The 12,945-nt window shown below is 69.2% G+C and carries 12 protein-coding genes; 6 read left to right on the top strand and 6 right to left on the bottom strand.

The genetic code is table 11. The features are described 5' to 3' along the window. The first annotated feature begins 323 nt into the window (after positions 1-323). The 4 genes from WME89_RS01625 to WME89_RS01610 all read left to right on the top strand — a co-directional run bounded on the left by WME89_RS01625 (position 324) and on the right by WME89_RS01610 (position 5,244). Positions 324-1,046, top strand: coding sequence for a hypothetical protein (locus tag WME89_RS01625; protein WP_438007528.1), 723 nt, complete (start codon positions 324-326; stop codon positions 1,044-1,046). A 22-nt stretch (positions 1,047-1,068) separates the two neighbouring features. Continuing rightward, complete coding sequence (locus WME89_RS01620) at positions 1,069-1,584, top strand: hypothetical protein (protein ID WP_438007527.1); 516 nt, start codon at positions 1,069-1,071, stop codon at positions 1,582-1,584. A gap of 4 nt (positions 1,585-1,588) precedes the next feature. Then, positions 1,589-2,086, top strand: coding sequence for a hypothetical protein (locus tag WME89_RS01615; protein WP_438007526.1), 498 nt, complete (start codon positions 1,589-1,591; stop codon positions 2,084-2,086). 527 nt (positions 2,087-2,613) lie between these two features. Continuing rightward, a complete protein-coding gene (locus WME89_RS01610; protein WP_438007525.1) occupies positions 2,614-5,244 on the top strand; it encodes a transglutaminase-like domain-containing protein in 2,631 nt (876 codons plus the stop codon). A gap of 89 nt (positions 5,245-5,333) precedes the next feature. On the opposite strand, the gene WME89_RS01605 is transcribed toward WME89_RS01610, so the two are convergent. From WME89_RS01605 to WME89_RS01585, 5 genes are all read right to left on the bottom strand, one after another. Next, on the bottom strand, positions 5,334-6,524 hold the full coding sequence (locus WME89_RS01605) for a kelch repeat-containing protein (protein WP_438007524.1): 1,191 nt from the start codon (positions 6,522-6,524) through the stop codon (positions 5,334-5,336). A gap of 163 nt (positions 6,525-6,687) precedes the next feature. Further along, complete coding sequence (locus WME89_RS01600; protein WP_438007523.1) at positions 6,688-6,813, bottom strand: hypothetical protein; 126 nt, start codon at positions 6,811-6,813, stop codon at positions 6,688-6,690. A 55-nt stretch (positions 6,814-6,868) separates the two neighbouring features. Further along, entirely contained in the window at positions 6,869-7,534 is a 666-nt protein-coding gene (locus WME89_RS01595; RefSeq protein ID WP_438007522.1) for a hypothetical protein, read from the bottom strand. A gap of 341 nt (positions 7,535-7,875) precedes the next feature. After that, positions 7,876-8,793, bottom strand: coding sequence for an alpha/beta fold hydrolase (locus WME89_RS01590; protein WP_438007521.1), 918 nt, complete (start codon positions 8,791-8,793; stop codon positions 7,876-7,878). 107 nt (positions 8,794-8,900) lie between these two features. Next, positions 8,901-9,689, bottom strand: a complete 789-nt coding sequence (locus WME89_RS01585) for an SDR family oxidoreductase (RefSeq protein ID WP_438007520.1) — start codon at positions 9,687-9,689, stop codon at positions 8,901-8,903. 118 nt (positions 9,690-9,807) lie between these two features. Between WME89_RS01585 and WME89_RS01580 the strand changes: the two genes are divergently transcribed. Then, the gene (locus WME89_RS01580) at positions 9,808-10,794 is read left to right on the top strand and encodes a LysR family transcriptional regulator (protein WP_438007519.1); all 987 of its coding nucleotides are present in this window, start codon (positions 9,808-9,810) and stop codon (positions 10,792-10,794) included. Positions 10,795-11,038: 244 nt separating this feature from the next. After that, positions 11,039-12,238, top strand: coding sequence for a glycosyltransferase (locus tag WME89_RS01575; protein ID WP_438007518.1), 1,200 nt, complete (start codon positions 11,039-11,041; stop codon positions 12,236-12,238). Between the two features lie 29 nt (positions 12,239-12,267). Here the strand turns inward: WME89_RS01575 and WME89_RS01570 are convergent, their stop codons facing one another. Beyond that, positions 12,268-12,936 carry a hypothetical protein gene (locus WME89_RS01570; RefSeq protein WP_438007517.1) on the bottom strand — a complete coding sequence of 223 codons (669 nt, stop codon included), beginning with the start codon at positions 12,934-12,936 and terminating at the stop codon, positions 12,268-12,270. Positions 12,937-12,945: the final 9 nt, after the last annotated feature.

The raw sequence follows: 12,945 nt of genomic DNA, 5'->3' as shown, positions 1-12,945 counted from the left end.
CGCGATCGCGCTGGCCGGGGCGATGCTTCTGCTGCCGCTGCTCCGCTGGGAGCTGGCCAGCCGCGGTGGCACAGCTCCAGGGTCATCGCTTTCGTCCTCGCGGGTCCGCGTCGGGTCCCCGCCGGGTGGTCACGGGCGAGGACGAAGGGAGGACGGCCATGTCCGTGCGCTGACGCGCCGCGCCCCTCCAGGATCCTGCGCGACGCCCCTCACTTCGCGTGTTCTCGTGGTTACGTTCCCCTGGGGGCGACCTCGGGCTCCCGGCGCCGGGCTCAGCGCCTGCTTGACAGAGCCCTCCCACGGCCCCAGACAAGAACATCCAGATGATGACGAAGACCACCCTGCCCGTCGTGCTCTTGACAGCCCTCGCCGTCGCGACCGTCGGCTGCGACAACACCGGCAACGGCGGACCGTCCAAGGACCGGTGGGCGACCACCGAGAACACCACCGTCGAGCTCGACTTCGACAAGGTCAACGAAGCCTACAAGACGGCCGAGGGGCCCGAGGACTTCGAGCGGCGTGTCAACGAGATCTACCAGGGGAGCGAGGTCATCAGCGTGGCCGTGCAGGACCTGGACGCCAAGACGCAGGTCGTCACCGGGTTCTTCGACAAGAACGGCGACGGCGGCGTGCAGGACCCCGAGAAGGTGTTCACGATCCGCCGTGACGTCTCGGGCGAAGGCGCCGCGCAGATGCAGACGGCCGGGTACGGCGCCTTCGGGTATTACCACTCGCCGGTGATGGGCCTGGCGTCGGGCATGCTCCTCGGCGCCATGGTGTCGTCGGCGCTGCGCCCGAACTACATGCCGGTGTACACGCAGCCGTACACCACGCCGCCCAACCGCGCGACGGATCTGCGATCCCACCGCGACTCGTACCGCGCGTCGAACCCGTCCAGCGTCAACAACAGCAAGTCGTCGCAGACCGGGCGGCGCTACAACAACGCCGGCGGCAGCCGCTTCGGGAGCGGCAGGTCCGGCGCCGGCTCGCGCTTCGGCGTCCACCGCGGCGAACGCGGCCGCAGGCCCGAGCGCCTCGTCGCGTAGCTGCGCGCCGCCGCCCGCCGCGATGCAGCCCCTGCGAAGCATCTCCGAGCTCCCGTTCCGCTGCCGTCCCCCGCTGGAGCTGCTCAACCTCGAGCAGCACCGCGACGAGCCGGACGTGGAGTCCACGCAGTTCGGCTGGTGCCGGGTGGCCGACCTGTTGCTGGACGGCCGCGCGGCTCGGGAGCCGCTCCGGGTGACCGACGCGCTCGTCGTGGCGGTGCACGCCGCGGAGGAGCCGGAGGTGCTGCCCGACGACGTGGAGCTCGAGTTCTTCGTCGAGGAGGTCGCCAAGGACTACTCGGTGACCGTGCTCCTGTCGGCGTTCCTCGAGCGCTGGCTGCCGGCCGCGTTCTCCGGCGAGCGCGCCATCGTGCTCGCCATGTGCAACCCCCACGCCGCGCGCATCCGGCGGCCGGAGGCGGCGGGGCGCACCCCCGTGTACTACGCCGACGGCGACGTCGACGCGTGGCTCGACACCGACGCAGACGGTCGCCGGCACATCCGCCTCGAGGCGGAGGCCTGGCGCATCGCGGAGTGAGACGATGTTCGACGGACGCAAGCAGCCGATCGTGTCGCGCGAGCAGAAGCTGGTCTATGCCGGCATCTACGTGCTGAAGAAGATGGACCTGAAGCCCGCCGACGGTGGCATGGAGATGCCCCTCGTGCTGCCGTCCGAGCTGAGCCCGCTGCAGGATGTCCTGCAGGAGCTCGTGAACGCGGATCTCGTCGAGGTCAACCGCCGCAAGGCGCGGTTCGAGCTCACCAAGAAGGGGCTGGCCTACCTCGGCGAGATCATCGACGAGGCAGAGGCGCTGGTCGACGAGTTCGACGACGAGTCGCTCGAGGAAGCGGTGGCCGAGCTCCGCCAGCGGAACGTGGACGTGCTGCGTGCCCGGTTCCTGTGGGGCTGGTACGACGGCGAGCTGGACGATCTGGTGCTCTTCCAGCAGCGCCGGGGCGCGACGCCGGTCGAGCCTTGGTGGGCAGATTACCTCCTGAGCGACGCGTTCTACGAGGCGCTGCGCAGCGACTACGAATGAGCGTCGGGGCGGCCGCCTCGCCGCGCGAGGCAGCGGCAGGTGACCGCAGCTGCTCTCGCGCCGGGACCCGCCGGACCAAGCACTCACAGGCCTGACGACCTGGGCTTCCGCAGCAGGAAGGTGCGTCGCGCGCCCCCTTCGTGCCGCCCCCCGCGCCTCGCGATGAGGTAGCGAATCCGACGCCCACCCCGTCGTGTCAAGGAGACCGAGGCAGGAGCGTGAGGGCTCCGCACCGGAGGACGGCGCGGGCGGTCTCGCACGTCTCCGAGCGCGCGAGAGCGCGGCGGACCGCACGCCAGCGCCGCGGCGCTCACGCCCGCGCGACGTCGAGGTGACGAGATGCACAGGGTGCATGACGGACATGCAGCATTCGATTTGGAAAATCTATTTACAATGATCCACATGTCCGTCGAATCCACGCTGGGCGCCGCGTGCCCGCGGGCGGGCTGGCTCGCGCGATGGGCCTCTCACGCCGTACGCCCGCCCTCCGCGCGCGCGTGGGGCCCAGCAACTCCGAGAAAGGCAGTATGTTGGACAACAGCATCTCGTCGACGCACGTCACGTCTCGTCGCGCCCGGCGCGCCGCCCGCCACGGCGACGCGCTGGCCCTCTTGCTCCTCGGGGCCCTCGGCCCGGTCGTCGGGTGCTCCGACGACGAGCTCGCGCTCGAGACCCCGGTCGAGACGTCTGCTCAGGAGCTCACGAGCATCCCCACCATCCCGGACGAAGCTCTCCAGAAGACCCTGGCGCCCCTCCGGGCCCTGGAGGTCCCTGGCAGGGTCTACATGAAATCTGTCGAGGAGACGTTCTCCGGCTCGGGGACCTTCTCGCAGGTCGTCCACGTCTATCAACCCGACGCGAACGGAGAGAGGATCCGGTTCGAGCTCGCCGCGAAGACATCGACGGGACAGGTGGACACGAGCCACAGGTTCGAGTCCGTCAAGGTCACCTCGCGCCCGGGAGAGCCGGACCAGACCCAGCAGACGCTGTGGAACAGCAGCGGCCAGCAGGTATACGAGCTCTCCACCTCACGCCAGGGCTGGTATCGCTTCGAGTTCAGCTACGTCGCCCCGAACGCGGGCCGCACTCAGAGCTTCAAGGCCACGGACGTCTCCGGGAACTCCCTGAAGATCGTGTGGGTCGACCCAGCGAGCGCCGCCGTGCAGGTCCGCGCCAAGGTCGCCGTGGACAGCTCGGCGTCCCAGGTGTTCCTCAAGGGAGGCGCCTACCGGAACACCGATCCCAGCCAGTTCGCCTATGCCGACAGCGTGAAGCTGAACGGCAACCTGCTCTACCGCCGCGGGTTCGATCAGGGCCGCTACAACTTCCCGCTCGGGCAGCTGAACGCGGCGGAGCACACGCTCGAGTTCTCGCTGGCCGCGAGCGCCTACAACCCTGCCAAGTTCTGGTTCGGCGTCAGCGAGAAGAGCTTCGCGCCGGCGGGCACCAAGACGAGCTGGGACCGGGTCCAGTTCCTCTACCAGGGCGCGATGCGCACGGGCGACTATGACGCCTGGAGCGAGGGTGTCGCGTTCGCGCAGGGCGCCACCGTCGTGAACGGGGTCCGCCCGCCGCCCGTCCGCCGCGGCACGACGTTCTCGGTGGCCGTCGAGGACTCGAGCCTGAACGGCACCACGCAGAACGCGACGCTGCGGGTCATCTCGAACGCCACGGGCGCCGAGGTGTCCTGGGGGAAGTCTCTGCCAGCCGAGGGCGACTACCAGGGAGGGATCTTCACGAGCGGCGCGTTCTCCAGCCGGAGCCGCGAGCACTGGCGGATCACCGTGCCGGGCGACGCGCCCATCGGACGCTACCTGGTGCGCGCCTTCGCCCCGTCGGGCGCCCGGATCGGTCAGGACGTCGTGTTCTACGTGATCCACAACCCCTATCCGCTCGTCGCCAGCGGCGCCATCTCCAAGGCAGAGCTCGAGACGTACGGCTACGACGAGGACGAGGACGGCGTCAACCTGAACGGCGGGTACGGCAGCGATCAGGACAACATCCGTGACCACTTCACGGTGCTCTACGAGTGGTCGCCGCCGTACTCCGTGTACCCGAAGCTCACCGCGGCGTTCCGCCGGACGACGGACGAGTCGAAGTTCTCGTTCCTGGATCACGCCGTGGCGGCAGCGCAGGGGACCACGAGCGAGCTCGAGACGATGCGCCGGCTGTATCGCCTGGTCACGCAGCGGTACCGGTACACTCAGCCGACCAACCTGGGCGATGTGTCGTCCATCTTCCTGAGCGATGGCCTGGATCCCGCTGAATCGCTCCAGTACGGGAAGCCGGGCACGCAGCTCGGCTGGGACGACGACGTGATGGGCGCCCAGTGCTACGACTACGCTCCGGTCCTGGCGGCCATCGCCCGCAGCGCGGGTGTCCTTTCCCGGGTCGTCTCCAGCGAGGGCTTCCTCGGCGGCTGGGGGAACCATTTCTTCACGGAGGCGTACACCCCGGGCGTGCCCCATCACGGCGGCAAGCAGCAGAACAGCAGCTCGAGCCCGAACAGCGACACGAGTCCCTGGTACGTGTTCGATGCGACCAATCCGGATGCCTCCGGCAGCACCCCGTATCAGTATCTCTGGGAGCGCTACTCGGAGGGGATCGCGCCGCAGGCGCAGTACGGCAAGGCGACGTTCGTGCTCTCGGGGTACAAGCCTCTCGGCACGACGACGAACACCGTCACCTGGGATCCGCTGGGCCCCACGGACGATATAGGCGCTGACGACGTCCTGTCCCTGCAGGCCCAGTACGAGTCTGGACCGGACTTCTGGCTGACGCAGAGCGGCGTCACGGGCTTCCTCGGGCGCGGCGAGAAGGACGTCTATCGCATCAGCAAGGCGACCACGGGGGCAAGGGCGGTCTCCGTCAGGACGGCGCCGGGCGGCGGGAACACGCTGCAGCCCGTGCTCTGCGTGGGGCCCTACGTCGATCCCAACGGCCCGCCCGTCGAGAGCGAGCCCGGCGTGGCGCCCAGGTGGGCCGCCTCCGTGCCGGTGCGTTGCGCGGATCGGGCGACGACCTATCCCCTTCCCGAGGGGGAGTCGTACGTGGTCGTCTTCCACGACCATGGCCAGCCGGATGACGCCTACCCCAACCCGGACGACAGGCTCAAGCTGGGAGACTCCGTCCAGTACATCCTGGATCTCCAGTACTGATCCTGCCGAGACCCCTCCCGCCATGGCGACGCGCCCTGGCGGGAGGGTGGCTTGCCCCCCTCGCTCGGGCGGGGCGAGGGCGCCAGCGCTCAGGGCGGGCCGAACAGGTGCGTGTCTGCGGTGGGGGTCTCGACGAAATTCTCGCCGCCAAACTGCACGATCCCGCCCGTGCCCGGGTCATGAGCGGCTGCCTGGTCGCTGCGGAAAGCGTCTTTCAAGAACCAGTCCGGCCGGTTTTGCCAGGCGTCACCGTCCCACGTCCAGACGGACAAGGCTTCCGGAGTGTTGAGCTGGCCCACCGTCTGCGTGGCGGGATAGCTGAATCCGCCGAACAGGACTGCCTTCTGGATCGCAGGATGCCAGGCGAAGATGGCCTGTCGTCGACCCCAGGGTAGCGTGTCACCTGGCGAGCCGCCCGCGTTCGCCTGATGCCACCCGCTGTCGTCGAGCATCCATACGTCGTTGGGATACCCGTCGAACCCGGCGGAATATTCGGACGAACCACCGAAGAGCCACATGACGTCACGAACGGGATCGTAGACGAGCTGCGAGCCCACGCGGCCGTCGGGGTGCTCGGCGCTGTCGATGTGGTGCCAGAAATCGTCGATCAGCTCGTAGGAATCGGCTCGCACGGAGATGGAGACGTCGTTGAGGGCGGTGCCGACCCCGGAGAAGGCAACGAGGTGGCCTCGGCCTTTGTGGAACGCGAGCGCGTGGTCTTTTCGGCCGGCGGGGCAACCGAAATTGCAGTATGCAATGATCTCCTCCCAGGTGGAGCCGTCCCAGCCCATCATGGCGCCTCCACCGTGGAGGATCACCTGTCCTCGCAGGGGATCGTACGCCATGGCGTGGCCGCTGCGGGGACCAGGCCATACGCCGGCCTCGGCTATTTGCGTCCACGTGGAGCCATCCCACTCCCACAGATCCTCGAGATCGTTTTCTATCGTGCAATCAGGGAAGTTTGCGCACTCGAGGCCTCCGAAGAGGACGACCACCTTGCGCTTCTCGTCGTACGCCATCGCGGAGGCGGTCCGGGCGGACGGGCCGGCCGCGTCTTGTTTCTTCCAGGCGAGATCCTCCGCCGGAGGGGCACCGCCGGTGCCGCCGGTGCCGCCGGTGCCGCCGGTCCCGCCGGTCTCGCCGGTCCCGCCGGTCCCGCCGGTCCCGCCGGTGCCGCCGACGCTCGAGCTCCCCCCGGCGCCGGCGGCGCCGCCGCTGGCCTCCGCCGAGGTATCCGCCGGGGAGCTGCCGCACGCGGCGAGGAGAACGGATAATGCCAACAAACGAGAACGGTCGTTACGCATGGACGCTCGACGGGGCGCGGCGCGCCAGCATGCATGAGAGCACCGTCGGAAACATGCTGGACGTGCCCGAACGGCACGCAGGCACTGCCGAAGAGGCAGCGCGATCGGCGCGCGGACGCACGTCGTCGTCGCAGCGGCGTCACGGGCAGCGCGGCGCGGTGTACTCTCCGCTCGGATTGCCGACCATGGACCGTTCGTCGACGGTCAGGCGGAACCGCACCTCGACGCTACGGGTCGCGAGGATCTCGAGCGTGCCCGATTGCATGAGCGTGCCGCCGCCGTTCGGGCAATCGCCCGGCGCTGGAGAGCAGGGCGCGATGTCAGGTCCAGCCGCAGAACGCGAGCGAATCCATGTCCGAGGTGGCCTGGACCTCCACTTCCGCGCAGTCGACCGGCTCGAAGGAGTCGAACCCGCCATCCGTCGCGGCGACGCACTTGCCGCAGCCGTACCCGTCCGGGAAGCTCCCGGACCAGCTCAGGCCCGGCTTGGAGGCGTCGCGCCAGATGATCGCGTGTTGCGGGCTCGCGGCGAGCACCGCTGTCTTGAACCGATCGGGGTCGAACTCGCCGTCGGGCACCTCGGTGCCCGGCTCAAGGAGCGCGACGAAGCCGACGCCAACGCCATGGCTGTTGATCGCAGCGCGCGGTGGCGTCGAACCGAAGCCGACGGTGAACGTCGCGCCCGAGACGCTCCCCTCGCCTAGATTGAAGAAGTAGTCGGGGTCACCTGAGCTCACCACCCAGATGACGATCACCCCGGCTTCCTCCGAAACCGCATCCCCGGAGATCGGTCCGGTGATCGAGAAGCCCTCTGACCCCTCCCCGCGGCCGCCTTCACCTGTGCCTCCGGACTTGTCGTTGGAGCATGCGGGCAAGGCCAGCATCATCCCAAGAAATCCCGTTACCAACCAGCGTGTACTTTGCATGACCATGCGTGAAGTATACCCCACCCGACCACGTAAGTCGGAATCTCGCACGATGATCATCTATTATTTTTCTGGCACCTGAGCCTGTATCCGGGTGTCCCAGGCATAAGGCCATGTTCACTCGGAGCTCCGAGTGAGGCGATGGCGCCACATGTCCTGACAGAAGGATGACTCCCGCCTTTTGCGCCAGAACACGCGCTATTCGACGCCGCCGGGGATGCCGGCGAGATGAGCGACCGCTCTGAAGGGCGACGGTCCTCCGCGCTCGTCAGCGGTTCCGAGGCCGGCGGCGGACGCGAGCGTGACCCGGAAGCGGGCAAGCCGAGCTGCCTCTGTCCCCCTGTACTCAGACAGGCGACGCCGCACATAGCTCGCGAGCGCGGTCTCTCGCGGACGCGCGCTCAGGCGCGATCTTCCCTGAAAAACCTGCGCAGCGAGTGCGCGACGACCTCGGGGCTCCCTCCCCGATCGGCGTTCCACGGAGCCTCGTGACCGACGCCTTCGAGCTCCGTCCGCTGGACCTTGGGGAGGATCGTCTCCAGGGCATCGAGGGCGTTCTTCAGGTACCTCGGGCTCTTCGTGCCTCCGAGCAGCAGGATCTCGGCGTCGACGGCCTTGAACGACGCGATACTTTCCCCCCTGTCGACGACCATCTTGAAATCGAAGCGCATCGCCGGGAGCAGCTCGCGCACCGGCGCGTACTGCCCTGAGCCCCTCCTCCCGTCCAGGCGGAGAAACCCGCTCGTCGCCAGCCGGAGCAGCGGGCGGGGTACCGCGGCGAGGAGCCCCGGGGCGAGGTGCACGATGTCGTTGACGGTGACGAGCGCCGACGCCAGGTCCCCGCGGCGGATCTCGTCGTTGAAGCGAGCGATCAGATCGAGCGGGACTCCCTCGAGGTAAAACGGGGGCTCGTAGACTGCCGCCTTGCGGATGGAAGGCAAGGCGCGCGTGGCCTCGAGCGTGATGATCGCTCCCGAGCTGAGCCCGAACACGAGCTCTGCGCCGCTTCGCGAGAGGAGGACCTCGAGATCCTCGACCTCTCTCTCGATGGAGTGCGCAGCGTCGTACGCTCGCGGGCTCATGCCTCGCCCCCGCCGGTCAGGGAGGTAGACCGTGAAGCCTCTGGCCAGGGCCCTCGCGAGCTGGTCGAAGTTGGCGGTGGTCCCCATCGCTCCTTGCACCAGGACGACGCCGGGGCCTCGTCCGATCTGGCGGTAGCCGATCGTGGTGCCGTCCCTGGAGGTCACGGCGCCCACCGCGTAGGGTTCTATCGAGGTCGAAGGGTGGCCCTCTCGACCGCTTCGTGCTTCCGTCATCATGGCGTGCTCCTTCCCGCCCCGCGCGGCACGACGTCCGACGGGCTTGCGCAGCGGGGGCAAGGGCTCCTCATCCCGCCTACCCCCGCGTGGCGTCTATCCATGGGTCTCTAGCTGCTCAGTTGCTTCATCTGCGCGAGCATCTGATCCACCGGCTTGCTGAGCTGCTTCAGGATGAAGCCCGGCGCGACGCGGCTCAGGAGCTTCGAGACGTTCGCGAAGCCGACGCGGATCTCCGGGCGGTCTCTCTCGAGCCCCTTCACGGCCTCATCGACGAGCTTCGTGACGCTCATGAGCGGCGCGCCCCGGAGCGCCTCGGCGAACGTGTGGTTCAGGGGCGTGTCCACCGCCGGAGGCGCCAGCTCGAAGACCTTGACGTTCGTCTGCTTGAGCTGGACGCGCAGCGACTGCGTGAACGAGTGGATCCCCGCCTTCGTGGCGCCGTAGATCGGGGCGATCGGGTAGGGGTTGAAGGCGAGCCCCGACGACACGTTGATGATCGCCGCGTGGGCCTGGGCCTTGAGGTGCGGGAGAAACTGCATCACCATCCGGATCGAGCCGCTCAGGTTGATCTCGATCTCCTCCGTGATGCCCTGGAGATCAGCGCCGAAGGTCTGCAGGTTGATCTTGCGCATGATCCCTGCGTTGTTGACGAGGACGTTCATCGCGGGGAAGTCCGTCATCACGCGCTCGTGGAGGGCCGCGATCGCCTGCGGGTCTCGCACGTCGCTCTGGATGGTCCGGAGCCCAGACAGCCTCCGCCGCGCGGCGTCGAGCGCGCCCTGATCACGGCCTGTGACGATGACCGTGTTGCCGAGAGAGAGGAGCCGCGACGCGAGCTCGAGGCCGATGCCGCCGCTTCCGCCGGTGATGAGGATGGTGTTGCCCTGGAGTTTCATCGTTGGACCCCTGTTTCGAGCTCCGAAGGAGCGTTCACTCGTTCGACGCCTCCGCCGGCGCCGCGATCCACGGAAAGGAGTACGGTGGCGCAGACAGAAATGCTAATGGATAGTCCTGATGGGGAACATAAACGAGGGTTATGGTCGCGATCTCGATCTGAACCTGCTCCGCGTGTTCGTGGTGGTCGCGGAGGAAGGGAGCCTCACGCGCGCTGCCTCGCGCCTCTACGTCACCCAGCCCGCCGTGAGCGCCTCGATGCGGAGGCTCGCGACCTTCGTCGGCGCCGAGCTCATCACCCGTCAAGGTCGCGGCGTCGCGCTGACGACGCGCGGCGCCGAGCTGCTCGCGGCGGCGCGCGCGCACCTTCAGCCGCTCATCGCCGCCGCGACGGAGGCGCCGCGCTTCGATCCGAGGCTCTCGACCGCCACGATCCGGTTCGGGCTCGCCGACGGGCTCGAGTCCGTGATCCTCCCGAAGCTGGTGGCCCAGCTCCGCGCCGAGGCCCCGCGCATGCAGTTCATCGTGCTGCCCGTGCAGTTCCGGACCGTCGAGGAGAGCCTGCTCTCGAGCAAGATCGACTTCGCCGTCACCGTGGCGGACGAGCTGCCGAAATCCATCCTCCGCCAGCCTCTCACCGCCCACCAGAGCGGGCCGAGGGCGTTTGTTTGCCTGTACGACGCGCGGTTCACCAGGCTCCCACGCCCGCTCACCGAGCGCGCGTACTTCGCCCGCGAGCATGTCGTCGTCTCGTACGCCGGCGACACGCGAGGCATCGTGGAAGACGCTCTCGGCAAAGCCAGGACAGTCCGCGTCTCCGTGCACTCGTTCGGCCACGTCGCCGACCTCGTCGAGGGCTCTTCCCTCGTGGCCACGGTGCCATCCTTGCTCGCTGGCCATCTCATCCGGGCGCGGTCGCATCTGCATGCGGTCCCCGTGCCGTTCTCCCTCGAGGGCGCGAGGCTCGAGCTCTTGTGGTCGCGCGCCGCCGACGACGATCCGGCGGGGCGGTTCGTCCGCGGCGTCGTGGCGAACGTCGTCGGATCGCTGGAGGGGAAGAGCGTAAAGCCGCTCACCCGCTCCGGCGCGGTGAGGCGCACGCGGTGAAAGAGCGTCGCTCGCCTGCAGGCTGGCTGTGCGTGGAGGTCCGGCCGTGGAGAGGCTGGTTCAGGATGCCGGCCCCCCGGCCGTCTCGGGCTGAACGGATGATGCGTGGTATGGGCGCCCTCGCCCCGCCTCCCGCTCCAGCATGTATATCGGAACTCGGGCGTTGATACGATGAAAAAACGCATCGGCGGTGCCATCGTCGCCTCCGTCATCCACGCGGCGCGCGTGGTGGAAGGGAGAGACGATGCGGGCATTGCTGACAGCAGTGGGGACGCGCGGTGACGTGCAACCTGTAGTGGCCCTGGCCGTCGAGATGCGGCGTCGGGGGCACGACGCGAGGTTGTGCGTTCCGCCGAACTTCATCGACTGGGTAGGCGGACTGGGCTTCACGGCGACCCCGATCGGAATCGCGATGCGTCAACCCAGCGGGGCCGCCGCTGCGCAGGCCTCCACGCCGACGCCGGAGCAGATCCGCGCGCTGGTCGCGCACCTCGCGAGAGACCAGTTCGACGCCACCGCGTCGGCCGCCGAGGGGTGCGACGTGATCGTGGCCGGCGGAGCACACCAGTACGCCGCACGGTCCATCGCGGAGCGGCTGCGCATCCCGTCCATGGTCGCCGTGTACGCGCCGGTGGCCCTGCCGTCGCCGGATCATGCGCCCAGCGGGGAGCCCGGGGGCGACCCGGAGTCCAACCTACGGCGCTGGCAGGGCGAATCGCAGAGCTGGAACGAGCGCCTCCTCGAGCGGCTCAACGACAATCGGGAGCGACTGGGCCTCGGTCCGGTGGGCGATGTCCTCCGCCACATCCTGGGCGAGGACGCGTGGCTCGCGGCGGATCCGGTCCTCGGGCCGCCGCCGGCGACGCCCGGCCTGCGGGTCACGCAGACGGGAGCCTGGCTCCTTCCCGACCAGACGCCGCTCGTACCCGAGCTGGAAGCCTTCCTCGCCGCCGGCGAGCCGCCCGTCTACGTCGGCTTTGGCAGCATGCCTGCGGACCAGCAGACCGGCCGCACCGTCATCGAGGCCGTGCGGGCGGCGGGGCGCCGCGTCGTCCTGTCGCAGGGGTGGGCCGAGCTCGGCAGGGTCGACGACGCGCCCGACTGCATCGCGATCGGCGACGTCAACCATCAGGCGCTGTTCCCGAGGGTCGCGGCCGTGGTGCACCACGGCGGGGCGGGGACGATCACGACCGCGGCGCGCGCGGGCATCCCGCAGGTGATCGTCCCGATGTTCTCCGATCAGCCCTACTGGGCCGCGCGCGTCCGGGCGCTCGGGATCGGGACGTCCGTGGCTCGTGGAGCGCTGAGCGCGGAGCCCCTCCTCGCCGCATTGAAGGGCGCCCTCGACCAGGGAGTCGCTGCTCGCGCGACAGCGATCGCCAGCACCGTGGCGGTGGACGGCCCGGCCGTCGCCGCCGACCTCATCGAGCAGGTCGCCGCGTAGCCTCGGGTGCGCCGGGCGCGCGGCAGCGGTCAGCGCTCGTGGCGCCTCTCCTCGACGTGGTGTCGCCGATGCTCCGCGCGACGCTTCTTCGCCGGCTTCGCCGGGGTCGCCGGCCTCGCCGCCGCCCCCGCCCTGACCGTCGCGCCCGCCTTCACCGTCGCCCCTGCCCTGACGGTGACCGCAGGCCGAGCCGGGGTCGCCGGCCGGGCCGCGGGCGCGCGGCGCACGTGGTCGCGCTGCACGTGGTCGCGGCGCACGTGGTCGTGGTGCACGTGACCGCGCTGCACGTGGTCGTGGTGCACGTGACCGCGCTGCACGTGGTGATGGGCTCGACGCTGGTCGAAGTCGACGCGGTAGTGGACCAGCGCACGCGGCTCGTCGCGGTAGTAGACCCAGCCGTGGCGCGATGGATAGTACCAGCGGCCGTCCACGTAGTAGACGTAGGTCCCGCGGTAGTACACGCGCGGGTAGGTCTCGACGTAGACCGGCGCCGCTGCGACGTGAACGACTGGCTCCTCGTAGACCGCGACCTCCTGGTACGTCACGGTCGCAGGGGCGGCGGCCCTGGTATGGACTTCCGCCGCGCACCCGGTCGCGCCGAAGAGCGCGAACGCGACGAGCGCGGCCAGAACGGCGAGCCTGCTGCGCTGCGGCGCATGCGCGGTGGCTCCGGGGGACAAGTTATCGAGGACCGGCACGTTCATCTC

The organism is Sorangium sp. So ce321, assembly GCF_051530195.1.
Classification (GTDB): Bacteria; Myxococcota_A; Polyangia; order Polyangiales; family Polyangiaceae; genus Sorangium.
The sequence above is the reverse complement of the archived record's forward strand: the minus strand, read 5'-3'. Positions and strand labels throughout refer to the sequence as shown.

Excerpts from the sequence above, each read along its gene's own strand:
- WME89_RS01615 (WP_438007526.1), top strand. The coding sequence starts at position 1,589 with ATGTTCGACGGACGCAAGCAGCCGATCGTGTCGCGCGAGCAGAAGCTG.
- WME89_RS01590 (WP_438007521.1), bottom strand. The coding sequence starts at position 8,793 with ATGATGACGGAAGCACGAAGCGGTCGAGAGGGCCACCCTTCGACCTCG.
- WME89_RS01600 (WP_438007523.1), bottom strand. The coding sequence starts at position 6,813 with ATGCAATCGGGCACGCTCGAGATCCTCGCGACCCGTAGCGTCGAGGTG.
- WME89_RS01585 (WP_438007520.1), bottom strand. The coding sequence starts at position 9,689 with ATGAAACTCCAGGGCAACACCATCCTCATCACCGGCGGAAGCGGCGGC.
- WME89_RS01580 (WP_438007519.1), top strand. The coding sequence starts at position 9,808 with ATGGGGAACATAAACGAGGGTTATGGTCGCGATCTCGATCTGAACCTG.
- WME89_RS01625 (WP_438007528.1), top strand. The coding sequence starts at position 324 with ATGATGACGAAGACCACCCTGCCCGTCGTGCTCTTGACAGCCCTCGCC.
- WME89_RS01610 (WP_438007525.1), top strand. The coding sequence starts at position 2,614 with ATGTTGGACAACAGCATCTCGTCGACGCACGTCACGTCTCGTCGCGCC.
- WME89_RS01620 (WP_438007527.1), top strand. The coding sequence starts at position 1,069 with ATGCAGCCCCTGCGAAGCATCTCCGAGCTCCCGTTCCGCTGCCGTCCC.
- WME89_RS01595 (WP_438007522.1), bottom strand. The coding sequence starts at position 7,534 with ATGATCATCGTGCGAGATTCCGACTTACGTGGTCGGGTGGGGTATACT.
- WME89_RS01575 (WP_438007518.1), top strand. The coding sequence starts at position 11,039 with ATGCGGGCATTGCTGACAGCAGTGGGGACGCGCGGTGACGTGCAACCT.